The organism is Rhizobium sp. RM (genome assembly GCF_013390595.1).
In the GTDB taxonomy this organism is placed as follows: Bacteria; Pseudomonadota; Alphaproteobacteria; order Rhizobiales; family Rhizobiaceae; genus Agrobacterium.
On the sequence record NZ_JACAWV010000024.1, the window covers coordinates 24,432 to 46,632 of the forward strand.

20 protein-coding genes are annotated in these 22,201 nt (G+C 58.2%); 17 read left to right on the top strand and 3 right to left on the bottom strand.

All coding sequences use genetic code 11. The annotated features are described in order from the left end of the window. The first annotated feature begins 145 nt into the window (after nucleotides 1-145). The 4 genes from HWX89_RS26590 (at nucleotide 146) to HWX89_RS24655 (ending at nucleotide 4,576) form a co-directional block, all read left to right on the top strand. Nucleotides 146-2,860 carry an LPD7 domain-containing protein gene (locus HWX89_RS26590; RefSeq protein WP_178340923.1) on the top strand — a complete coding sequence of 905 codons (2,715 nt, stop codon included), beginning with the start codon at nucleotides 146-148 and terminating at the stop codon, nucleotides 2,858-2,860. 14 nt (nucleotides 2,861-2,874) lie between these two features. Beyond that, nucleotides 2,875-3,063, top strand: coding sequence for a hypothetical protein (locus tag HWX89_RS24645; RefSeq protein ID WP_138793078.1), 189 nt, complete (start codon nucleotides 2,875-2,877; stop codon nucleotides 3,061-3,063). A 137-nt stretch (nucleotides 3,064-3,200) separates the two neighbouring features. Then, on the top strand, nucleotides 3,201-3,422 hold the full coding sequence (locus HWX89_RS24650) for a hypothetical protein (RefSeq protein ID WP_246705282.1): 222 nt from the start codon (nucleotides 3,201-3,203) through the stop codon (nucleotides 3,420-3,422). A gap of 143 nt (nucleotides 3,423-3,565) precedes the next feature. Further along, nucleotides 3,566-4,576, top strand: coding sequence for an IS30 family transposase (locus HWX89_RS24655; protein ID WP_138793076.1), 1,011 nt, complete (start codon nucleotides 3,566-3,568; stop codon nucleotides 4,574-4,576). A 52-nt stretch (nucleotides 4,577-4,628) separates the two neighbouring features. Here HWX89_RS24655 and HWX89_RS24660 read toward each other — a convergent pair whose 3' ends face one another. From HWX89_RS24660 to HWX89_RS24670, 3 genes are all read right to left on the bottom strand, one after another. Next, nucleotides 4,629-5,051, bottom strand: a complete 423-nt coding sequence (locus HWX89_RS24660; protein ID WP_138793075.1) for a type II toxin-antitoxin system VapC family toxin — start codon at nucleotides 5,049-5,051, stop codon at nucleotides 4,629-4,631. Next, the gene (locus HWX89_RS24665; RefSeq protein WP_138793074.1) at nucleotides 5,048-5,302 is read right to left on the bottom strand and encodes a type II toxin-antitoxin system Phd/YefM family antitoxin; all 255 of its coding nucleotides are present in this window, start codon (nucleotides 5,300-5,302) and stop codon (nucleotides 5,048-5,050) included. Before HWX89_RS24665 ends, HWX89_RS24660 begins: the two co-directional genes overlap by 4 nt. Before the next feature lie 125 nt (nucleotides 5,303-5,427). Next, nucleotides 5,428-5,613 carry a hypothetical protein gene (locus HWX89_RS24670; RefSeq protein WP_138793073.1) on the bottom strand — a complete coding sequence of 62 codons (186 nt, stop codon included), beginning with the start codon at nucleotides 5,611-5,613 and terminating at the stop codon, nucleotides 5,428-5,430. A 293-nt stretch (nucleotides 5,614-5,906) separates the two neighbouring features. Between HWX89_RS24670 and HWX89_RS24675 the strand changes: the two genes are divergently transcribed. The 13 genes from HWX89_RS24675 to HWX89_RS24735 all read left to right on the top strand — a co-directional run bounded on the left by HWX89_RS24675 (nucleotide 5,907) and on the right by HWX89_RS24735 (nucleotide 22,192). Continuing rightward, nucleotides 5,907-6,935 carry a ketopantoate reductase family protein gene (locus HWX89_RS24675; RefSeq protein WP_138793072.1) on the top strand — a complete coding sequence of 343 codons (1,029 nt, stop codon included), beginning with the start codon at nucleotides 5,907-5,909 and terminating at the stop codon, nucleotides 6,933-6,935. Between the two features lie 34 nt (nucleotides 6,936-6,969). Beyond that, nucleotides 6,970-7,539 carry a TetR/AcrR family transcriptional regulator gene (locus HWX89_RS24680; protein WP_138793071.1) on the top strand — a complete coding sequence of 190 codons (570 nt, stop codon included), beginning with the start codon at nucleotides 6,970-6,972 and terminating at the stop codon, nucleotides 7,537-7,539. A gap of 11 nt (nucleotides 7,540-7,550) precedes the next feature. Continuing rightward, complete coding sequence (locus HWX89_RS24685) at nucleotides 7,551-8,153, top strand: 2-hydroxychromene-2-carboxylate isomerase (RefSeq protein ID WP_138793070.1); 603 nt, start codon at nucleotides 7,551-7,553, stop codon at nucleotides 8,151-8,153. A gap of 83 nt (nucleotides 8,154-8,236) precedes the next feature. Further along, nucleotides 8,237-9,100: a 3-mercaptopyruvate sulfurtransferase gene (gene sseA, locus HWX89_RS24690; protein ID WP_138793069.1), complete on the top strand. Its 864-nt coding sequence runs from the start codon at nucleotides 8,237-8,239 to the stop codon at nucleotides 9,098-9,100. Next, on the top strand, nucleotides 9,097-10,473 hold the full coding sequence (locus HWX89_RS24695; protein WP_138793068.1) for an FAD-binding oxidoreductase: 1,377 nt from the start codon (nucleotides 9,097-9,099) through the stop codon (nucleotides 10,471-10,473). Before sseA ends, HWX89_RS24695 begins: the two co-directional genes overlap by 4 nt. 33 nt (nucleotides 10,474-10,506) lie before the next feature. Further along, nucleotides 10,507-12,819 carry a molybdopterin-dependent oxidoreductase gene (locus HWX89_RS24700; protein ID WP_138793067.1) on the top strand — a complete coding sequence of 771 codons (2,313 nt, stop codon included), beginning with the start codon at nucleotides 10,507-10,509 and terminating at the stop codon, nucleotides 12,817-12,819. Between the two features lie 466 nt (nucleotides 12,820-13,285). After that, nucleotides 13,286-14,932 (top strand): ABC transporter substrate-binding protein, encoded by a 1,647-nt coding sequence (locus tag HWX89_RS24705; protein WP_138793066.1) that lies wholly within the window; start codon nucleotides 13,286-13,288, stop codon nucleotides 14,930-14,932. Nucleotides 14,933-14,969: 37 nt separating this feature from the next. Further along, a complete protein-coding gene (locus HWX89_RS24710) occupies nucleotides 14,970-15,980 on the top strand; it encodes an ABC transporter permease (protein WP_138793065.1) in 1,011 nt (336 codons plus the stop codon). Next, entirely contained in the window at nucleotides 15,977-16,825 is an 849-nt protein-coding gene (locus HWX89_RS24715; protein WP_138793064.1) for an ABC transporter permease, read from the top strand. Before HWX89_RS24710 ends, HWX89_RS24715 begins: the two co-directional genes overlap by 4 nt. Then, the gene (locus tag HWX89_RS24720) at nucleotides 16,804-18,537 is read left to right on the top strand and encodes a dipeptide ABC transporter ATP-binding protein (RefSeq protein ID WP_138793063.1); all 1,734 of its coding nucleotides are present in this window, start codon (nucleotides 16,804-16,806) and stop codon (nucleotides 18,535-18,537) included. Before HWX89_RS24715 ends, HWX89_RS24720 begins: the two co-directional genes overlap by 22 nt. Further along, nucleotides 18,534-19,622 (top strand): LLM class flavin-dependent oxidoreductase, encoded by a 1,089-nt coding sequence (locus HWX89_RS24725; protein WP_138793062.1) that lies wholly within the window; start codon nucleotides 18,534-18,536, stop codon nucleotides 19,620-19,622. The genes HWX89_RS24720 and HWX89_RS24725 overlap by 4 nt, the downstream gene beginning before the upstream one ends. Before the next feature lie 167 nt (nucleotides 19,623-19,789). Continuing rightward, nucleotides 19,790-20,893 (top strand): LLM class flavin-dependent oxidoreductase, encoded by a 1,104-nt coding sequence (locus HWX89_RS24730; protein WP_138793061.1) that lies wholly within the window; start codon nucleotides 19,790-19,792, stop codon nucleotides 20,891-20,893. Nucleotides 20,894-21,010: 117 nt separating this feature from the next. After that, on the top strand, nucleotides 21,011-22,192 hold the full coding sequence (locus HWX89_RS24735; RefSeq protein WP_138793060.1) for an acyl-CoA dehydrogenase family protein: 1,182 nt from the start codon (nucleotides 21,011-21,013) through the stop codon (nucleotides 22,190-22,192). Nucleotides 22,193-22,201: the final 9 nt, after the last annotated feature.

Genomic DNA, 22,201 nt, shown 5'->3' on the forward strand with positions numbered 1-22,201 from the left:
ATTTAAGCGCAGAGGCGGCGGGGGAGAGGGGAAATTGCCTCCTCCAGGCAAGTCGCGGCCATTGCTGAGGCACGGCGCAAGGTCCGAAACGGAAGGCGAGGGCAGTCGCGCCGCGCCTCGACGGTTGGTTGAGCGTCTAGAAGCCGTGGCGAAAGGTAGCCAGCCAGCCGTTGCGAAAATGGCGTCTTATGGCGGCGGCGGTCGGCTCGGTGCGATGGTGGACTACGTTTCGCGAAAGGGCGAGATCGCAATCGAGACGGAGAGCGGCGAGCGCTTGCGGAGCAGGGGAGAGCTTGCAGCGCTGAAGAAGGAATGGGAGCCTCTGTTCCAGAACCGGAGTGAAAGCCGAGACGTTGCCAGCTTCAGTGTTCGCATCGAGACGGATGCCATCGAGACTGAAGACGATCTGCACAACGCGGTTCGGACTGTTCTGGGGGCAGGTCTTGGGCATCGGCGGTATGCCTATGCGGTTCATCAACCGGCGCGTGGTGTCGTCGAAGTTCAAGGTGTTCTCGTTCTGCGGAGCAAGGAGGGCGAGCGGCTGACCGGTGATGACGTTGCAGCGGAGATTGTGCAAGGCAGGTTCGATAAGAGCGAGACGGCCATCGGCGCTGCGTCGCGCTTTTCTTTTTCCAGGTACGGCAATGGCGTTGAGTACGGCACGGCAAGAGTGCGCGAGCTGGTGGAAGCCAACGTTGAGGTCAGAGACGACCGCGGCCGTGTGATCGAAACCGACAAGGCTGCGGGCGATCTCGTCCAGAAAGAATGGCGTTCCGAATTGCACAGCCGGAAGGGCAGGGACGTTATGCACGTCATTCTGTCAGCGCGTGCAGGGACGAATGCGGATGCATTCGAGAATGCTGCGCGTGAATTCCTGGCGCAACAGTTTGAGGGCTTCAAATACGCTTTTTCGATGCATGACCCCATGCACGATCCGAAGGAGCAGAGCGACGGTGGCAAGCGGCCCCACATCCACGTTCATGCCCTTGTGGTGATGCGCAATCAGGACGGCGAACGGGTCGAGACCAGTCCGCAGACTTTTCGGCAGTGGCGGGCGCTTCTGGCCGAAAAGGCGAGGGACCACGGCATTGCCATGGAAATGACCGATCGCCGGGAAATGGCGTCATCGCCGGCCTTTACCCGCAATCAGGTGAGGGCGGTCGACACCATCGGCAGAACTGCGCACGTCGGGACTAGCCCCGCAGCACAGATGCGATACGACAACAAACGCGCCGAGGCGCGGACAGTCGCGACAACGGAGCAAAGCCTGCAGCATGCTTTCGACGCAAAGAGGGCCTGGTCGTCAGTTGCCGATCGCTCCGACGATGAGAAGGTTGTCCAGTTTGCGCTTTCTGCTGAAGCCAAACTGTCCTTCGCGATCCGCAGCAGTCTCGCGGGGCTGGCTGTTTCGGTTGAGCGGGGTGAGTTCGAGACGGTGAAAGACGCAGCGCGCCAGTATTTGGCGGATATTGTCAGAGAGGGTGAAGTAATGAGTGACGACATGACAAGAGCGCAGTTCGACGCGTACGAAAAGAACGTTGCTAGTGCGCTTGCCAACTATGGCGAGCTGATCGACCAGGAGGAGAAAGAGCAGTTCAGTCTGATCTCGGAGCGGGCGCAAAACATTGTCGACGCACGCCGCAAGGTGGTCGAGCTGCAGGAAGAGCTTGAGGACATTCGCTCGAAAACGCGTCCCAATTCGATCGTTCGAGATGTGGCGTCTTCTATCGCTAAGTTTAGCCCCGTGGCGCGTGTTCTCGAGGTGGTTGAGGAAGCCGTCAAGGAAGGCGTTGCGGTCGAGACCAACATCAAGGAAGGTGTTTCTGCGGTTGAGGCGAACGTAAAGCAATCGCTGGAACTTGTTCCCTCTGCTTCGGTCGAGAAGGGCGGGGTAGAGGAACCGAAGCCGTCGCGTTCGTTGCCTGCAGAAATCACCAGCCAGTATTTCCTGCAACACGCCGCTGATGGCGCTATTCGTGTCGTCACCAATTCAAAGGCCACCCGCGAAGTGTTCCAGGATGCCGGTGAGAAACTCCGCAGCAAGATCTACGATCCGACGGCCGTCCGCCTCATGATCGATACCGCTGCGCATCGCGGCTGGACGAGTGTCGAAATAGCAGGCTCCAAGGAGTTTCGCCGTGAGGCCTGGCTTGAAGGGCAGGCGAGGGGGATCGCCGTTAAAGGCTATCAACCCAACGAGTTGGATTGGCAGGAAGTTGGCCGCCGTGAGCAGTCGCATCTGAAAAACGAGATCCGGCATATTGAAGAAAAGTTGGTTGCTACTGAAAGCAAGGCAGAGACCAAAAACAAGAAGGGCGAAGCCGCTGTGGAGAAGGTCGCTGCGGCGACGGCGTCCACAAAGACCCGGACCGGTTTCCGCGAGGGTGTGCGTGGCGAGCTGATCGAGGTTGGATCGAAGCCTTATCAGGACAAGCCCGAAAACGAAGCGTCTCCATACGTGGTTCTTCGCACAGCAGAGGGAGACCGCACAGTTTGGGGTGTTGGCATTCCAGCCGCATTGTCACATGCCGAAGCCAAACAGGGCGACACCATCACCTTGCGAGAAGCGGGTATGGAAAAGGTCGAGAAGACCGTTATCCGCGAAGTCGAAGGAAAGAAGGTTCGTGAGGTCGAAACGGTTGACCGGCGCAAGTGGGAAGCTGAGGTGGTTACGGCGCGTGACGACAAAACTGCCGAGGTTGAGACTTCTTCGGAGCAGCGTCCTGTGGTAGAAGAAAAGGCAGCAGTCCGAGAAGGTGAAGCGTCACAGGCCGAACCTGCGGCAAGGCAGTTGAACCGCCTTGAGGAACTGATGGAAGAGCGCGAGGCAAAGCGCGATCGTGATGAGCAGGAGCGGTGATAGTGGCGAAGAGCATGCTTCATATAGTTGAAGAGCTGAAATCCGCTGAAGATGGGGTTGATGCGGCTCGAAATGCTATTCCTTTGACGTTGACCGGGGTGGGTGCGATCATCGTCGTTGGCTTCATCGGTATTTGCCTGGATGTCGCAGTGGTCACGGTCCAAGGCTGGTATCACGCCTTCATGGCCTACTGGCCATTCTAAGCGTACGCGCTGAAGCCGGGTTAGCCCGGCTTTTTTTATACCATGTGAAACTGGATGATAGGTTTCGAGAAGACGGGGGCAAGTTGATGCCAGAATGGCCGAAAGACAAATTGCAAAAGCATGGTCCTGACCTGCCCATGCCCGAACGCATCCGCCGATATCAAGAAAACATCAAGACCATTCGCGCATCTGGCTGCAAGGTGCCGACTCCGGCAATGGTCGACACGCTCGATCCCGCAGAGATCGAGCTTTGGTTTGCCGACAGTGCTTTCACGATAGACCGGCTGAACAATCTGATCGGGAAACTTGCAGATCTTCCGCCCGAAACGACACTGCCAAGCCCGTTTAAGAGGCTTTGATCTTCGGTCGCAATGTTTGCTAAGTTATTGAATTTGTTCCATAATTCATATTATGCGATCTTTGTTTGTAAGGGGGGTGGGTTCAAGCTTGAAGTGCGACTTGCGAATGATACCAATGGGTTATCAGTCACAAGGAAGATGCAATGGAACGCACCTACTCCCACATTGATCTTGATGAACGTCGTAAGATAGCCCGCTGGCGAACGGCCGGGCTGACTGTTAGTGCCATCGCAGAGCAGCTCGGCCGGCATCGCTCAACGATCTTTCGTGAGATCAAACGCAACACTTTTGTCGATAAGGTTGTGCCCGATCTAACCGGCTATTACTGCGTGACTGCGCACGCCATGTCGTGTGAACGACGTGCGAAACTACGCAAGCTGGCGCGGTTCTCGTACGTTCGACAGTCGGTGATCGAACGCATCATGCATGGCTGGTCGCCGCAGCAGATCGCTGGCCGTATGCGCCTGGAGCGCCATCCGGTCTCGGTCAGTCACGAAACGATCTATAAGTTTGCATACTCGTCCGACGGGCATGCGATCAAGCTGTGGCGGCATCTGCCAGAGCATCGTGCTCGACGGCGACCACGACATGCAAGACGCAAGCACGGACAACGGTTTAGTCCAGAACTCAACATCTTGCGGCGGCCGGATGCTGTTGCCGAGCGCAAACAATTTGGTCATTGGGAATGCGATCTGATCCAGTTCCGAAAGAAGTTTGGGAAGGCAAACGTCACATCGCTCGTAGAAAGGGTCAGCCGCTTTGCGATCTTCCTACGCAACAACGACCGGCAATCCCGGCCCGTCATGGATGGCCTTGTTCGTGTCCTGCAAGCCCTGCCCCACCTTGCCCGCCGATCGATCACGTTCGACCGCGGAACAGAGTTCACTGATTGGCCCTATCTTCAGGCAAGCATCGGTACGCAAACCTGGTTCTGTGATCCCCAATCGCCGTGGCAAAAAGGCACTGTCGAGAACACCAACCGCCGGGTGAGGAAATGGCTTTCAAGAGACGTCGACCCACTCACGGTCACCGACGCGGACTTGATAGAAATTTGCAGTCGGCTCAACGCAACGCCGCGCAAATGCCTTGGCTATCGAACGCCTGCAGAAGTTTTCCGCAAGAAAGTTCTCGCGCAGATGCGGCATGCCGGTTAGCTTCGGATGCCCCGCAAGTCGCGGTTCAGCATGAACTCACAACATGCCGGTCCTAGGCACGCCATGGGTCTACGAGCACCACGCCTGTACCTTGGAAATCTTGAATGTTGCGTGTGACAACCACTAACCCATGCACGATAGCTGACGCAGCGATGAGTGCATCTGCTTCATTGCGGCGATCCGGAATATGCAAGTGAGCACATCGCGTCGCGATTGCCTCATCGATAGAGATAATGCGCTCAGCGAACTCCGGGCGAACTCGTCTATCCATCCAGGTTCGTAAGCGAGAGCCCTGCTCGATGTCACGGCGCTGGATGCCGAGTATGCCACGCTCAAGCTCTAAAATTGTTATGGCAGAAATATACAGATCACGGGAGTCCTGCGCACTTAACCAAGTCGTCACGTTCAGATCAGCTTTACCGTCACCCACTTTACGGAGTTCGGAGACAACGTTTGTGTCGAGCAAGTATTTCAAGAGAGATCAACTTCGCGAGTTGCAATGACCGACCGAGACGGATCGAAGTCGATATTCGACAATCCTGGCATTGAAAGCGCGTCGACAAGATTGTGATGCTTACCTGTCAGGCGCTCAAAGTCACCGTACGTCATCAACACATGCGAAGGTCTGCCTCGATCGGTGATGACGACAGGCCCTGCCTCAGCAGCTTTTTTCGCTCTGCCAACATCATGATTCAGTTCGCGGCTGGTCAATCTAGTCGTAGCCATAGCTACCTCCATGTAGGAACGTACCTACATATAGTGTCTTCATTTTCATCGCGCAATTCCTTTCTGGCCCGCGTAGCTGCCAGCCTTTTAAGCTCTTGCGCTAATCCGAACCTGCGACCAGTGGTTTACAAGCCGCAAATCAATGAAAATTCCGGCTTTTCATCTTCCAAGATACCAATATGAAGATCGGCGTGTACAAATCCCGCAAGACAACAGGTTTCGGCCCGTCTCTTGAATCCGGCCAGCCCCCGTGCAAACTCATCCCCTCTCTCAGTCGGCAGTTTGAATTCGGTATCCGTCAGCCAGTCCAATGAGATCGTCCGACGGTTCGTAAAGTTGCTGTGCAGCCAGATGCGCGATCACGAGGCAATATTTTCTATAAATCAAGTAGAATAAGAACGACCTGTCTTTCTTTTCGGATTTGATCCGAGCTAAGACTGCAGCTGCATCATTGTGTTGTACGCCGCATTGCTCGCAGCATACAAAATGACAATGCGGCCTGTTTTATCGATACCGTCGATCACGATTGTCGGGGACGATGGACAGATCAGATCTGTGTCCAGACGTGATCTGTCCATCGTAGAAAAGTTCTGGAGCAGAACGTATGAGGCGTTACGTAATAATCGGTGCAGGCGCAGTCGGTGCCAGCCTCGCCGCACAGTTCGAACTCAGCGGTATCAGCTACGCGCTGGTCGGTCGCGGGAGCCAGATCACGCATATCAGGAAAGAAGGCCTGAGTTTTCAGCGACCATCCGGTACACGACAGATCAGCCTGAATGCGTTTGATCTGGACAATCCTCCCGAACTCACTGCCGATGACATTCTGCTTCTGACGGTCAAATCTCAGGATGCAGCAGGCGCGCTTTCCTTCTGGTCCTGGCGCGCGATCGACGGTGAGGAAAATGGCGTTGCTGCAAACCTTCCGATTGTCACCTTTCAGAACGGTCTGGCCACGGAGGTTGCAGCACTCAGAACATTTGCCAACGTCTATGGCGCAAGCATCCTCACACCGGCGCGGTTCACGGAGATCGGCAAGGTAACGGTGGGCGGCGATCCGCAACTCGGCGTGGTCACCGTCGGCCGCTTTCCATCAGGGCATGATTCAACAAGCGAACAGATTGCCGCGGATCTGAACCGCGCCGGGTATCTTGCTGAAAGCAGCGCGGATATCCGTCGTTGGAAATCGGCTAAGCTGCTGCACAACGTCAAAAACGCACTCGAACTGTTTGACGGAGCGGCGGACCTAAAGGCGTCAATCGGCGAAGCCCTGGTGGCTGAGGCGCAGAATGTCTTTCAGGCTGCGGGTTATAGGCTTGCCGCACCGTCCGAGCGAACCATCGACATTTCCAACTGGAAAATAGCGCCAAACAGCGGCATCCAGCCCGGGCAGCAATCAACGTGGCAGAGCTTCACGCGCGGCGCTTCTAGTGAAGTCGATTATCTCAATGGTGAAATCGTTCTTCTTGGCCGCCTCAACGGGGTCCCTACGCCCTATAATAACGCCGTTCAGGTGCTGACGGGAAAGCTGGAACATAGCGGCGGTTTTTCCGGCGCGCTTTCAATCAAGGCTTTGCAGGCATTCGCAGAAACCTCAGCTCCGACATATCAGCCAGCTCGCGCCACCGCAGTGTGACCGCATTTTCCCGGAAGTAAATCAAAGCGTTCCCATGAGAGAAACAATTTCCGACCAGATCCTCAACACAGCCAGTGCACTGTTTTATCGCGAGGGCATCAGAGCGGTCGGCATTGATCGCATTATCGAAGAGGCAAACGTCGCCAAAGCCACGCTCTATCGGCACTTTCCCTCCAAGGATCATCTTGTCGCGTCCTATTTGCAGGCCCGTCATAACCGCGTCATCCGTTCGCTCGAAGAAGTACGAGACGTGGCGGGCACGCAGCGTGAACAGATCAGGCTGATTTTCGAAAGACTCTACGAAAAGGCCGACAGCCCCGAATTTCGCGGTTGCGCGTTTGCGCTGGCCGTAGCCGAACACGGGGATTCCGAACGCGTGGTTTCAGTTGCACGCACCCACAAGACCAAGGTCCGGGAAATCTTTGGTACCATCATGGCAAGGGTGGCCAACCGGCCTGAACAGGCGGCAGCCCATCTCGCCCTTCTCTACGAGGGCGCTCTTGCAACCGTCGCTGTCGGACGCGATCCACAGGCTGTGCTCATCGCCCGGGACTGTGCGTTGCACGTGTTTGACATGGAAACATCTTCCCAACAGCCATCCTGAAAGCAGCAGCAATGACGAAGACAATCGACTACTTCTTTAGCGTCGGCTCCCCGTGGGCCTATATCGGCCTCGAAGCATTTGCGGCTCTTGCCCGCGAGCAGGGCGCCACGATCCGCCCGCACGTCATCCCGCTGATTGAAGACAATGGCGGGATTTATTCGCGCAACCGGCCTGAAGCCCGCCGCGCCTATTGGACAAAAGACCTGAAGCGGTGGGCCGCGGTGCGCGGCAAGGAATTGAGCCTGGACAACCGCGCCGATCTTTCCGATCCGACCCCGGCCGGTCTGATGGTGCTTGCCGCTATCCAATCCGGCCAGGACTGGCTGAAACTCACCGCGGTACTCCAGCAAGCCTTCTGGGGACGTGGAGACGATATCGGCAATACAGGTGTGCGCCGTTCAATCGCCGATGCAGCAGGGTTTGACGGAGCGGCACTGGACGAACTCGCCGAGAGCGACGCGATCCAGACGATCCGTGACGCTGATTTCGAGATCGCCAAGACATCGGGCGTGTTCGGCCTCCCAACCTATGGCTACGAAGGTGAGCTCTATTGGGGGCAGGACAGCCTGCCGTTCCTTGAACGTCACCTCAAGGGTGAAAAGCTGGTCGCCTGACCTTCTCTTACTTTGTGCGCCGCAAGACGCGGCGCATCATTCTTCTGCGACCTTTGCCGAATACCGTCTTTTCGGAGTTTTCCATGTCTCTCACCCTGCCCGGCCCTCTCGTCTCTACCGAATGGCTGGCGACGCATCTTGATCATCCTGATCTCGTCATCCTCGATGGTTCATTCAAGCTTCCGGGTGTGACGCCTGCCGCTGCGGAGGATTTCGCCGCGCGGCATATTCCAAAAGCGCGTTTCTTCGATATCGATGCCATCGCCGATCATGATGCATCGCTGCCGCATATGCTGCCGTCCGCTGAAGATTTCGAGCGCCATGCGCGTGCGCTCGGAATTTCAAACGATAGCCTCGTGGTCGTCTACGACACGCCGGGTCTGATGTCGGCAGGCCGTGTCTGGTGGACATTGCGCACCTTTAGTCATGAGAAAGTCGCCATTCTCGATGGAGGGTTCCGCAAATGGACGTCGGAAGGACGCCCGGTCAGCGATACCGTCGCGCCCTTTGAAGAAGGAAATTTTCAGGCCCGTTTCAATGCCGATGCCGTCCGTTCAAAGGCGCAGGTGCTTGCCAATCTCGATAGCCATGACGAGCAGGTGATCGACGCACGGTCCGCCGGACGCTTCACGGCAGAAGAAAAGGAGGCCCGACCCGGATTGCGGTCCGGCCATATTCCCGGCAGTTTCAACCTGCCTTTCACCACGCTGACAAATGCTGAGACCGGCGAATTGCTGGATGCTGCGGCCATCGCCACAGCATTTGAAGCCGCGGGGTTGGATCTGTCCCGCCCCGTGATTGCAAGCTGCGGTTCGGGTGTGACGGCAGGGGCACTTGCCTTCGGCCTTCATCTTGTAGGAAAAAACGATGTCGCGGTTTACGACGGCTCGTGGACAGAATGGGGCCAGCCCGGTGACACTCCGGTCGAAACGGGAGCCCGTACGTGAGCGCGCTTCCAGCTTCTTTGGCCGAAGCGCTCAGCAAACGCTTCGCCGACCGCTTTTCAGTGTCTCAGACACTGCGTGAACAGCACGGGCGTGGTGAATCGCATCACACTCCGGCCATTCCGGACGCCGTGGTCTTTGCAGATACGACGGATGAGGTTTCCGAAATCGTCCGCCTTTGCGCAGCCGTAAACGTGCCGGTCATTGCTTTTGGCGCCGGCACGTCTCTGGAAGGACATCTGACTGCGGTGCGTGGCGGGGTTTCGATCGACCTGTCGCGCCTGTCGCGGATTTCTCGCGTCAGCCAGGAGGCTCTCGACTGCACGGTTGAAGCGGGTGTAACGCGTGAACAGCTCAACAGCTACCTTCGCGATCTAGGCCTGTTCTTCCCCATCGATCCCGGCGCCAACGCCTCGATTGGTGGTATGGCCTCGACGCGCGCATCAGGCACCAATGCCGTGCGTTACGGAACCATGCGCGAAAACGTCCTGGGTCTGACCGTTGTGTTGCCGGATGGGAAGATCATCCGGACCGGCGGCCGAGCACGAAAATCCTCGGCAGGTTATGACCTGACGCGGCTGTTTGTCGGCTCGGAAGGCACGCTCGGGATCATCACCGAGGTGACACTGCGCCTCTACGGAATTCCGGAAACCATTTCGGCAGCGCTGTGCTCGTTTGAAAATGTCGAACAGGCCGTGTCAGCAGCGATCCAGGTCGTCCAGCTCGGTATTCCGGTTGCGCGTATGGAGCTGATGGATCGCGGTTTGATCCAGGCCGTCAACACCTACTCCAACCTCTCGCTGAAACTTGAAGACACGCTCGCGTTCGAATTTCATGGCGCCCCGGCAAGCGTGCAGGAACAGGTGGAAACAGTTGCCGAAATCGTCAGGGAGAATGGAGGCCGCGATTTCGAGTGGGCCAACGCTCCCGAAGATCGCAACCGGCTGTGGAAGGCGCGACACAACGCGTTTTATGCCGTGGTGTCGCAGCGCGCGAACGCCAAGGGCTGGTCGTCCGATGTCTGCGTGCCTGTGTCGGAACTCAGCGGCTGCATTCTGAAAACCCGGGAACTGTTGGCCGGCTGCAGCGTACCTGCCGCCATTCTGGGTCATGTTGGCGATGGCAATTACCACGTTGTTTTTGCTGTGGACCCGACCAATCAGGCGGAGCTTGATGAGGTCGCGGCTATCAACAAGAAGATGGTGCAACATGCGATCTCGGTCGGCGGCACCTCGACCGGCGAACATGGCGTCGGAACAGGCAAGATTGCCTATCTGCCTCAGGAGCATGGCGATGCGGTGGAGCTCATGGCGATCATCAAGTATGCCATCGATCCCAGCGGCATCATGAATCCGGGAAAGATTCTTCCGCACTAAGGCAATGTTTAGTTGCGACGCGAGGGAGCCTCAATGAATTCGTTTAAATCCCACAGCTCCCATTGGGGTGCATTTTCCGGTCGTTTCGAGAATGGCCAACTCGAGATCCGCCCTCACCCCGATGATCCACATCCCTCGCCGCTGCTCGGCAATCTTGCAGCGGTCGCGGACAGTCCGGTACGGATCAAACGTCCGGCAGTCCGGCGCGGCTGGCTGGAGGGCAAACCCGGCCACGAACAAAGCAGGGGTTCAGACGATTATGTCGAAGTCAGTTGGCCCGAAGCAACGGCCCTCGCGGCGAACGAGCTTCAGCGTGTCTACCGCGATTTTGGCCCACAGGCGGTGTTTGGAGGATCCTATGGCTGGTCGAGCGCCGGGCGTTTCCACCACGCGCAGAGCCAGATCCACCGTTTTCTGAATGTGCTGGGCGGTTATGTCCGGTCCGTCAACACCTATAGTTCGGGCGCGGCAATGGTCATCATTCCGCATGTTCTCGGCCCATACGATCATGTCGATCGCAAGAGCGTGACGTGGGATGCCATCGAGCGCAGCACCGAACTGGTGCTGGCATTTGGCGGCATGGCGATCAAGAATGCGGACGTGCATGGTGGCGGCATCAGCAAACATGTCGTCAGACAAAAACTGGCCGGTGCAAGCGCACGTGGTGCCAGTTTTGTATCGATCAGCCCCCTCAGGGACGACTTCCCGGCCGAGGTGAATTCGCAATGGCTGCCAATCACGCCCGGTACCGATGTCGCCCTCATGCTGGGACTGGCGCATGTGCTGGTGACGGAAGGGCTGCACGACCGGGAGTTTCTCGACCGATATACCGTCGGTTATGCGCGGTTTGAAGATTACCTCCTCGGCCGGACCGATAATCTCCCCAAGAGCGCCGATTGGGCGGCAGGCATCTGTGGTATCAGTGCCGATACCATAAAGGAAATAGCGGGCAAGATAGCACGTTCCAGAACGCTGATCACCGTCAGCCACTCCCTGCAGCGTGCCGATTTTGGTGAGCAGCCGGTCTGGATGGGGATCGTTCTGGCGGCAATGCTTGGTCAGATCGGGTTGGATGGCGGCGGCTATTCCTATTCGCTTGGAGCGCTTGGCAATATCGGCAAGAACCTGCTGGCCGTTCCGCTGCCAACGCTCAACCAGTTCAAAAATCCAGTGCCGGATTACATTCCCGTTGCCCGCATTGCCGACATGCTCCTCAATCCGGGAGATGAGTTTCACTATAACGGCAAAGCCCTGCGCTATCCGGATATCCGCCTCGTCTACTGGGCGGGTGGAAATCCTTTCCACCATCATCAGGACATCAACAGGTTGCGTGCAGCGTTCCGAAGGCCGCAGACAATCATCGTTCATGAAAGCGCCTGGACCTCAACCGCCCGCCACGCCGACATTGTGCTGCCCGCGACAACCACGCTCGAACGTGATGATATCGGTGCGGCAGACCGGGACGATCTGATGATTGCCATGAAGAAGCTGATCGAACCGGTGGGTGAGGCTCGGGACGATTACGCTATTTTCTCGGAAATCGCACGCCACCTCGGGCACGCCGACGCTTTTACGGAAGGAAGAACCAGCCGCGAATGGCTCGCCTTTCTCTATGAAGCGACCCAACAGGCGCTTGTCGCTGGTGGCCACGAAGCACCTGATTTCGAATCCTTCTGGGTAAAGGGAGAATTGAGACTCCCGCTCAAGCCCGACGATGGCGGACCGGCCAATGCCTTCCGGGCAGATCCATCCGCGCATCGGTTGAAAACCCCATCCGGCAAAATCGAAATCTTCTCCGAAACTATAGAGGGTTTTGGTTACGACGATTGTGGCGGGCATCCCCGGTGGTACGCGAACAGGGATGAGGCAGCCGACGACATCACCCATTATCCGCTGCACCTCGTCTGCAACCAGCCGCATCAAAGGCTTCACAGCCAGCTCGATTACGGTGGGTTCAGCCGCTCCACGAAAATCGAAGGTAGAGAGCCGGTACGGATCAACCCGATCGATGCGGCAGCACGCGGCATTTCAGAAGGCGATATCGTCAGGTTGTTCAACAGCCGGGGCAGTTGTCTGGCGGGAGCCGTGTTGAGCAGTTCGGTGCACAACGGAGTTATGCAGCTCGCAACCGGCGCGTGGTTTGAGCCAGACGATCCCGCGGCCAACAACGCCATGTGTGTTCATGGCAATCCGAATGTCCTCACGCGCGACATCGGAACGTCAAAGCTGGCGCAGGGTTGTACAGGGCAGATTGCCAGAGTGGAGGTCGAACGGTTTGACGGGGAGTTGCCGCTGGTTCGCATCTTCGAGGAAATGACGTTCGTGAACACAGTGACGAAAGGCTGATCGGATGTGCCTCCCCTCTTCACGGTCAACGCGGCCATGTAATGGCCGAGAACGACGCCATCGGGATCGGAGCACTCGGAAATGACGATCCTACCGACTTCGGAAACGGCAATAAAATAATCCATAATTTCTCTAGAAAAAGAATAACTAGTCTTTCTCCTTTCACCGACCCTGCTAGGCTACAGGTCATGATCAGCATACCGAAACAAAGGGATTGTTCGATGGCAGAACAGCATACCCGCATACGCATTTCCCGATGTATGTAACTGCTGACGGTTAAGCGGTGACGTCGGGATGATAGCCCGACTGGCCGTTTCGACAGTTTAAAACACACCATATCGACCATCTGGCAGGCCTTTACCCCCGCTCGGCATCAGCTGCAGCGAAAGCGGTTCTGCGTGCGCCGTTTTACGGTAGCCGGCGGTCAAAAACATAAAACACGAACCCGCACATTCAGGACAAATACATGACCGAACGTTCTTCTCTGTTTTCTCTTTCCCGGCGCCATCTTCTGGCATCTGCAGCTGCCGCGGCCGCTTTTATTGCAACCACCGGGTTCGATCCGGTCCTTGCTGCCGACACCCCGCGCGACGGCGGTGATGTAACGTTCCTCATCGATTCGCTCGGCGACACATGGATTCCCAACAACAGCGCAATCTCCAGCTTCCAGGGGCACATCTGGGGTCACGTCACGGATAAGCTGGTCTATGTCGACGCCGAAGGCAAGGCGACCCCATGGCTTGCCGAACGGTGGGAGCAGAACGACAAGGCAACCGAATTCACTCTCCATCTGAAAAGTGACGTGACCTTCTCCGACGGCTCTCCGCTCGATGCTTCTGCGGTCGTCGCCAATCTCGACATCTGGTACGCCGGGCGCAAAAACGAGGGCATCAACCCGATCGGTTTGTTCCCGAAAACTTATGACCGTGCCGAAGCTGTCGATGCCACCACGGTCAAAGTTTTCTTCAAGAAACCGACCCTCGGCTTCATCCCGACGCTCGGTTATCACGGGTCGATCCTGATATCGCCAAAGAGCCTTGCACAGCCCGCATCACAACAGGCAGATCTCAGCAACACCTCAGGCAGCGGCCCGTATGTGGTGGAATCCTGGAAGGAGGGCGACCATGTTACCCTCGTCAAGCGAAAGGACTACAACTGGGGTCCTGCCGCGGTGGGCCACACCGGTCCGGCGTTCCTCGATTCCATCACCTACAAGCTGGTGTCCGAACCGTCGCTCCGTGTCGCATCCGTGCAGTCCGGTCAGGCTGATATCGCCTACAACGCCTCCCCCCAGGAATTGAAGTCGCTCAAGGAAGAGGGGTTCACGGTTGCGACGCCACGCTACCTCGGTTTCGTCAATGGCTGGGCCGTCAACACCAAACACGCCCCCTATGACGACGTCAAAGTACGTCAGGCTCTTCAGGCCGGTATCAACCGTCAGGAAATCATCGATACGGTGTACACCGCCGACTGGAAGCTGCCGACCTCGTTCATCCAGAGCAACGTCCCGGGCGCAGCTGATGAAAGCACACTTCTCGCATACGATCCAGCCAAGGCGGAAAAGCTTCTTGGCGAGGCGGGCTGGGCCAAGGGCGCCGATGGTATCCGCACCAAGGACGGCAAACAGCTGGAGCTAACGCTTCACTCCAACCCCTATCTCGCCACCTCAAAATCAGTGGATGAGCTGATTGCACAGCAGCTTGGCAAGCTTGGCTGGAAGGTCAACATCCGCGCTTACGACGTCGTTACCTTCGGGGAAAGGGTCAAATATGGCGGCCCGGCCATTCCCGCCTACGAAGTGACGCGCAGCTTCATCGACGCCGGCACTGTTGCCGGCATTCTGACCAACGCCAACAATGGCGAGAACTGGTTTGCGCTCGATGATCGCGATGCGACGCTGAACGGACTGCGCGACAAGATCTCGGGTGCGGCTTCCCTTGATGAACGCAATCCGCTTCTCAAGGAGCTTCAGGAGTATGTGCTCGGACAGGGTTACTTTATTCCGAGGACGCAGATCGTGCAGCGCATCTACGTTCAGTCCCCGAAGCTGAAGGGCGAAGTGTATAACGGCGTTGCTTACGCTAGCTACTACACGGCCTTCCTGGCCGACTGATAGCTATCGCAACACTCAATCCGAGAGGGTCGCCTGCGTGAGAAATGCCTATCTGACCTACGCTGCCAAACGGTTCGGCCAAGCGGTCATCGTCATACTGCTGGCCTACGTCTTCACCTTCGTGGTCGTCAGCATCCTGCCTGGCGATCCGATCACCAGCGTTCTGCGCAATCCACAAAACGGGTTCACCGAGGAGGAGATTGCGGAGATCATCGCGGCGCAAGGCCTCGACAAGCCCATTGTCGTCCAACTCTGGAATTCCCTCTCCGGATTTTTGACCGGCGATCTCGGTGTGTCGATGCGGTCCAACCGGCCTGTCTCGACGCTGATCGCCGAAGTTCTTCCCTCGACACTGATCCTGGCGGGGGCAGGACTTGCGGTAGCTCTGATCCTGGCCATGGCGGTGGCTTACGGCACCCGCTTCGTTCCTAAACGATATGGTCAGGGATTGCTGCGCGGATTTCCGTCGCTTTTCCTGTCCGTGCCGAATTTCGTGATCGGTCTTATACTTATTCACGTCTTCGGCTTCCAGATCGGCCTCTTCCGGGTGATCAACCCGGACAGCTTCTGGGCAACGCTTTTTGCGGCAATCGCGCTTGGCATACCCGTCTCCGCACAAATCGCCGAAGTCCTGATTGCAAACCTCGACAAGGAAGCCGAGCAGGAATATGCGACCGTCGCCCGTAGTCGTGGCATCGGCCAGGCTCGGCTATTCGCCAAACATCTGCTGAAGCCTGCGTCATTGCCTGTCGTGACAGTGATTGCCCTTACCGTTGGCGAATTGCTTGGTGGATCGCTGATTACCGAAACGGTATTCGGACGCACCGGCGTTGGAAGCCTGGTGCAGCGCTCGGTCAGCACACAGGATCTTCCCGTCCTGCAGGCCGTCGTATCGCTCGGAGCCGTGGTCTTCGTTCTCGTCAACCTGATTGCCGACCTCCTCTACCCCTTGCTTGACCCTCGCGTCAAAATTCTGGGCGGGGCTAAACGGCGCGTGACCACATCGGACGAAACCTCCCTCGACGCCACCAAGGCGGTGACACCATGACCTTCGTCTCCAACTCATCCTTACCGGGCGCCGGTCTGGCCGGCCGGGTTGCCGCCATCCGGATGCCCGCCACCGTGGCGCTTTCATTCCTGATCGTTGCCCTCGTCATCGCATGGTCGGTGCTCCCCGGCCTCTTCACCAGCTACAGTCCGGTCATCGGCGTTCCTGCGGACAAGCTGCTTGGACCGAGCCTCAGCCATTGGTTCGGCACCGATCATCTCGGGCGCGATGTCTATACCCGCGTCGTCTACGGCACGGCCTCTTCCGTTTCGAGTGCTCTCGTCGCCGTCGTGATCGGCGTTGTCGTCGGCGGCATTATCGGGCTTCTGTCAGGCTTTTTCGGCGGCTGGGTCGATGTCGTCTTTGCCCGGCTCGTCGATGTCCTGCTGGCGATCCCGAAATTCCTCCTCGCCGTCATCGTCGTCACGGCAATCGGCTTTGAAACCATCAATGCCGCCATCGCCACCGGCGTGTCTGCCGTCGCGATCTTCGCCCGTGTCGCCCGTGCGGAAGTCATCAAGACACGGCAGGCGACCTTCGTGGAATCGGCCTTTCTGCTCGGCGGCTCGCGCTGGTTCATTCTCTGGCGCCACATCCTGCCCAATGCCTCGCGCTCGATATTGCCGCTCGCTGTGCTGCAGTTCGGCGAATCTATCCTTGTGATCGCCAGCCTCGCCTTCCTCGGTTATGGCGATCCGCCTCCCGCATCCGATTGGGGTCTGCTGATCTCGATCGGCAAAGACTACCTGAAATGGCCGTGGCTCGTTTACGCCCCTGCCTTCATCACCATCTTAACCGTCCTCTCCGTGAACAGGATCAGCCGATGGCTCCGCAAAACAGACTGACCGCATCTTTCCTTCGCGACGCAACGACCGCACCGGCACCGCAAGCCGTTGCCCCTCTTCTGAGCGTCAACGATCTGTCGGTTGCCTATGGGAAGCAGGCGGTCGTTCACAGTGTCGATTTTGAACTCGGCCGTGGCAAAAGCCTCGCTCTGATCGGGGAATCCGGGTCGGGCAAATCCACCATCGCACGCGCCGTATTGCGGTTGTTGCCCGGCGGAGCGCAGGCCAGCGGCCAGGTCCGCTTCGAAGATCAGGAGCTTCTGGCGCTTCCCGAGCGCCGGTTCCGTCCGCTTCGCGGACGCGCCATCGGTTTCGTGCCTCAGGATCCCGGCAATGCCCTCAACCCGGTACGCACCATCGGCGTACAGGCCATGGAAGCCGCAGCTCTGACCGATGAACCGAATGCAGCGATCCGCAAGGCGCTTATCCTCGAAACATTCGCTCAGGTCGGGCTAGACAATCCGCAACGGGTCTATGATTCCTATCCGCATCAACTGTCCGGCGGCATGCTGCAGCGTGTGTTGATCGGGCTTGCCGTCCTGCCGCGTCCCGCACTTCTGGTGGCGGATGAACCGACATCTGCTCTGGACGTAACGATCCAGAAGCGAATTCTCGACCTGTTGTCGCGTCTGCAGCATGAGCTGGATATCAGCCTGCTTCTGATCACCCACGATCTGGCGATTGCGGCAGAACGAACGGATTCGCTCGTCGTCCTCAAGAATGGCCACGTGCAGGAAGCCGGCAAGACATCGAACATCTTCTCATCCCCGGCGTCGGCTTACGCGCGAAAGCTGCATACCGATGTTCCCGCCCTCAATCCCGACCGTTACGCCAGGCTGCGTGACCCGGGCTTGCGTCGAAGCAAAGACGGAGACGCGCCGAAGATCTACGTCAGTGCTGTCACGAAGAAGTTCACCGTCGACGGAAATATCCTGACAGCCGTCAACGACGTGTCCTTCAGCGTTGCAGCCGGCACGACCCATGCGCTGGTGGGCGAGTCCGGCTCCGGTAAAACCACCACGATCCGCCTGCTGCTTGGGCTCGAGCAACCGGATGAAGGAGAGATTTCCGTGGCTGGCGAACGCCTCGCCGGGCGCTCAACCGCATCGCTCAGATCGGTCTGGCGTCATCTTCAGCTCGTCTACCAGAACCCGTTTACCTCTCTCGACCCGACCTGGACCGTTGAGCATCTGGTGCGAGAACCCCTCGACAGGTTCAAGATCGGCACATCTGCAGAACGCGACCAACAGGTGCGGGAAGCTCTGGCCAATGTCGGACTTGCCGAACATCTTCTCACACGCAGGCCGGGTGCACTTTCGGGCGGCCAGCGGCAACGCGTGGCTATCGCGCGATCTCTGGTTCTCAAACCGGACGTCATCGTTCTGGATGAGCCAACGTCCGCTCTCGATGTCAGCGTGCAGGCCGATATCGTCGAGGTGCTGCTCTCGCTGCAGGCCAAACTCGGATTGACGTATGTGTTCGTTTCGCACGATCTGGCGCTTGTCCGTCAGCTCGCACATACCGTTTCCGTAATGCGGCGCGGCAGCATCGTCGAACATGGAGCCGTTTCCGACATATTCGACAACCCGCAGCACCCCTATACCGCAGCACTTCTGGAATCCATTCCCGCGGGTTTCGCTGATCCGGTACGCCAACCGCAGCCGCAGCAGCAGACGCCGCGTCGCATTCTCCGGGAGGAGCGGATCGCATGACAATCGCGGTACCTGCTAACACCCTGCCCGCTTCGTTTCGCCCGAAGCTCAGATTGGGCTTCAACACCCGGGTTTCGTTCAATGACGACGCCGGGCCGGCGCAAGGACTGCGCGACGGGATCGAACTCTATAAAGCGGCCGAGCGGCTGGGCTATCAGTCCGGCTGGGCCTATCAGCGACATTTCGATCACTACCTGTCGTCACCATTGCCCTTCTTTGCAGCGGTCGGCCAGCATACACGAAGGATCACTCTCGGCTCGGCTGTGATCCCTATGCGATATCAGGATCCCATTCTGCTGGCAGAAGCGGCGGGAACCACGGATCTCCTCATTGATGGCCGGTTGGAACTTGCCATTGCGACCGGAGGCAATGCCGCTTTCGACGCGGTATTTGGTGCGTCCGACACCGACGCTCGCACCGAAGCCAAGCGCCGGCAGGCGCGTTTTCTCTCGGCCATCTCGGGTGAAGTTCTTCACACCGTCACCGAGGCCCTCCCTGGCAGTTCTCCCGGTGCAGAACTGCGTGTGACACCCCACAGCCCGACGTTGCGTTCGCGCATTCGTCAGGGGTCGGCCAGTCTCGGCTCGGCGATACAGGCGGCAGAACTCGGCATAGGGCTCATCTCCGGGACGGTTCTGCACGACCATGAGGATGGCGAAACGTTCGGGGAATACCAGGCCCGGCTGATCGAGGCCTACCGTGCCACGTGGCGCAAGACATGGACAACAGAACCGCCGCCGGTTGCAGTCGCCGCCTCCATTCTGGTCGGCACGACTGCCGAGCTACGTGACAAATACGCGGCCTACGATCGCGAGCGCCGTACGAAAGGCATTGCCGCGTCGCGTCCGAAGGGTGCGCTCGCACCGGTCGCGCAGCCGGTCGGGGCACAGATTTCTCCAGTCTTTCAGGGAACTCCGGATCAGGTGATCCAGGCGGTCTATAACGATCCCGGCCTGGCTGCAGCCGATGAAGTCGTCTTGTTCCTGCCACCCGCATTCGGTCTTGCCGAAAATGTGCGTCTGCTGACGGACCTTGCTCACGAGGTGGCGCCCGCCTTCGGCTGGTCGCCCGCGCTGGACACATAAGCAGACATCAGTTCATCCGGAACACGACCGTAGACGCGATATCTACTCGCCGGGTCGCAGCGGAGAATATTTTCTACACAATCGATAGAAAAAGAAAGACCTGTCTTCCTCATCTCGCTACGCCCGCTTAACCTTGCCCCAACATTCGGAAACCTCGAGGAGCTCCCATGACCGCGGAATTCATCAGCGTCAGCTTTCCCAACGCGTCGAACGACCTGACCCCCCTTCCGGACGCGCCCGTCGATCCGGTCTTTCTGGAGCGTTACGCCCGTGCGCTTGACGATTATGGTTTCAACTACACGCTGATCCCCTATTCCTCGTCATCCTTCGATCCCTTCACGCTTGGCGCGACAGTTCTGGCCCACACGAAGAACATCAAGATCATCGTGGCGCTCAGGCCCAACACCGTCTACCCGACGGTTGCAGCCAAGTCGCTCGCGACACTGGACCAGTTGAGCGGTGGACGCGTTGTGGTTCACTTCATCGCCGGCGGCAGTGACGAAGAACAGGCGCGTGAGGGTGATTTCCTCAACAAGGAAGAGCGCTACGAACGACAGGAAGAATATATCCGTATTCTGCGCCTTGCCTGGACGTCGAAGGAGCCCTTCGATTTTGATGGGAAATACTATCAATTCAAGCAGTTCCGCAGCGCCGTCCGCCCGACCAATGGTCTCATCCCGATTTCACTCGGCGGCTCCTCGGATGCGGCGTATCGGATCGGCGGGTCGCTCTGCGACATCTTCGGCCTCTGGGGCGAACCTTTGAAGGAGACCAAACAGCAGATCGACCGGGTCTACGCCGAGGCCGCCAAGGCGGGCCGAACAGATCGCCCGCGCATCTGGGTAACCTTCCGGCCGATCGTTGCCGAAACCGACGAACTTGCCTGGGAAAAAGCGCACAAGGTTTTCGATAGACTGCATGAGAACCGTCAGAAAGGCTTGGCCCGGGCTCCCGTCAAAGCCGCAACACCTGCCAATGTCGGTTCCCAGCGGCTGCTCGACATTGCCGCTCGTGGAGATGTGCATGATCGTGCGCTCTGGTATCCGACGGTCACTGCGACCAATGCAAGCGGCGCAACCACCGCACTTGTCGGTTCTCCCCGCACCATCGCCGATTCCATTCTCGACTACATCGATCTCGGCGCGGATCTGATTTCGATCCGTGGTTACGACAATTACAACGATGCTGTCGACTACGGTCGCTACATCCTGCCACTCGTTCGCGAAGGTATTCGCGAGCGCGAAGAAGCCAAGAAAAAGAACGCCGCGTGATGCAAGCGGTCTGGTTTCGAAGACCAGACCGCTCGGCCCCCCTCGTTCAATGCAGGGTGAATGAACCACCTCCTCAATCGGGGGGCGGCTACCCGAAAGCCAGAAAGTACAAGCCGCATGTCCTACGATCCAAACGTCCTCGACGCCACAACGCGTATTCTCGCCGAGGCAGCACCTGACGCGGATCAAACCGGTCAATTTCCCTGGACTGGCATTCGTGCCGTTCACGAAGCCGGCCTGCTTGAAAGCACAGTCGCCCCCCGTTACGGCGGCGAAGGTGCGACGCTGAGCGATGCGGCACATATTCTGGCAGCCCTTGGAAAGGGCGATCCATCGGTTGCGCTGATCAGCGCCATGACGATCTTCAACCATCTGGGTCAGGCAGCCAAAGGCCATTGGCCGGAAGCCCTCTATCGTCGACTGTTGGTGGAGGCTAAACATCAACCGCTGTTGCTCAACGCCGCACGCGTCGAACCCGAACTGGGATCGCCGGCACGCGGTGGTCTGCCCGCCACCCGTGCTCGCCGCACCGCGACCGGCTGGTCGATCAGCGGCCAGAAGCGATTTGTCACCGGCGCTTACGGCCTTACCCATTTCCTCGTCTGGGCACACACGGACGAGGCATCACCACGGGTCGGCACCTTTGTCGTTCCGAACAAGCTGCCGGGTATTACGGTGATTGAAAACTGGCAGAGCCTCGGTATGCGTGCCACAGGCTCGCACGATGTCGAATTCATAGACGTCGAAATTCCCGCAGAAAACGTGCTGGAACTGGTCGATCCCTCAATCGCCCAGCAGGACAATCGTGCCCATGCGGCAATCACCCTCGCCCTGACCGCTATTTATCTGGGTGCAGCCGAAGCGGCACAGGAAGCCTTCATCCGTTTTGCCTATGAGCGCGTTCCCGCCAATCTCGGCCGTCCGATCGCTGAAACCGAGCGCTTTGTTGCATTGTCAGGTGAGATCGACCTGCTCGTTTCCGGGGCGCGGCAGATCATCTTCAGTGCACTGGAAGGCAGCCTGAACGACCCAGACCGGTTGATCCGCGCCCGATTGCTGGCTGGCCGACATATCCGGGATGCCGCTCAGATTGCCGTACGCGGCATCGGCAATCCCGGGCTCAGCGCCAATCTCGGCCTTGAGCGGCATTTCCGCGATATCCAGTCCGTGCTGGTGCATGCCCCGCAGGAGGACACGTCAGTCTTGATATTGGGGCGCTCCGCCTTCGAGCGCTGGAAACGCGAACAAGCTGCCCAAGCAAGCCACCCGTCCATCGTATCGATTCTCAAAACTGCCTGAAAGGAACCT

Coding starts and splice junctions, on each gene's coding strand:
- HWX89_RS24715 (WP_138793064.1), top strand. CDS start 15,977: ATGACCTTCGTCTCCAACTCATCCTTACCGGGCGCCGGTCTGGCCGGC.
- HWX89_RS24720 (WP_138793063.1), top strand. CDS start 16,804: ATGGCTCCGCAAAACAGACTGACCGCATCTTTCCTTCGCGACGCAACG.
- HWX89_RS24735 (WP_138793060.1), top strand. CDS start 21,011: ATGTCCTACGATCCAAACGTCCTCGACGCCACAACGCGTATTCTCGCC.
- HWX89_RS24700 (WP_138793067.1), top strand. CDS start 10,507: ATGAATTCGTTTAAATCCCACAGCTCCCATTGGGGTGCATTTTCCGGT.
- HWX89_RS24675 (WP_138793072.1), top strand. CDS start 5,907: ATGAGGCGTTACGTAATAATCGGTGCAGGCGCAGTCGGTGCCAGCCTC.
- HWX89_RS24730 (WP_138793061.1), top strand. CDS start 19,790: ATGACCGCGGAATTCATCAGCGTCAGCTTTCCCAACGCGTCGAACGAC.
- HWX89_RS24680 (WP_138793071.1), top strand. CDS start 6,970: ATGAGAGAAACAATTTCCGACCAGATCCTCAACACAGCCAGTGCACTG.
- HWX89_RS24685 (WP_138793070.1), top strand. CDS start 7,551: ATGACGAAGACAATCGACTACTTCTTTAGCGTCGGCTCCCCGTGGGCC.
- HWX89_RS24665 (WP_138793074.1), bottom strand. CDS start 5,302: ATGGCTACGACTAGATTGACCAGCCGCGAACTGAATCATGATGTTGGC.
- sseA (WP_138793069.1), top strand. CDS start 8,237: ATGTCTCTCACCCTGCCCGGCCCTCTCGTCTCTACCGAATGGCTGGCG.
- HWX89_RS24650 (WP_246705282.1), top strand. CDS start 3,201: ATGCCCGAACGCATCCGCCGATATCAAGAAAACATCAAGACCATTCGC.
- HWX89_RS24705 (WP_138793066.1), top strand. CDS start 13,286: ATGACCGAACGTTCTTCTCTGTTTTCTCTTTCCCGGCGCCATCTTCTG.
- HWX89_RS24645 (WP_138793078.1), top strand. CDS start 2,875: ATGCTTCATATAGTTGAAGAGCTGAAATCCGCTGAAGATGGGGTTGAT.
- HWX89_RS24655 (WP_138793076.1), top strand. CDS start 3,566: ATGGAACGCACCTACTCCCACATTGATCTTGATGAACGTCGTAAGATA.
- HWX89_RS24725 (WP_138793062.1), top strand. CDS start 18,534: ATGACAATCGCGGTACCTGCTAACACCCTGCCCGCTTCGTTTCGCCCG.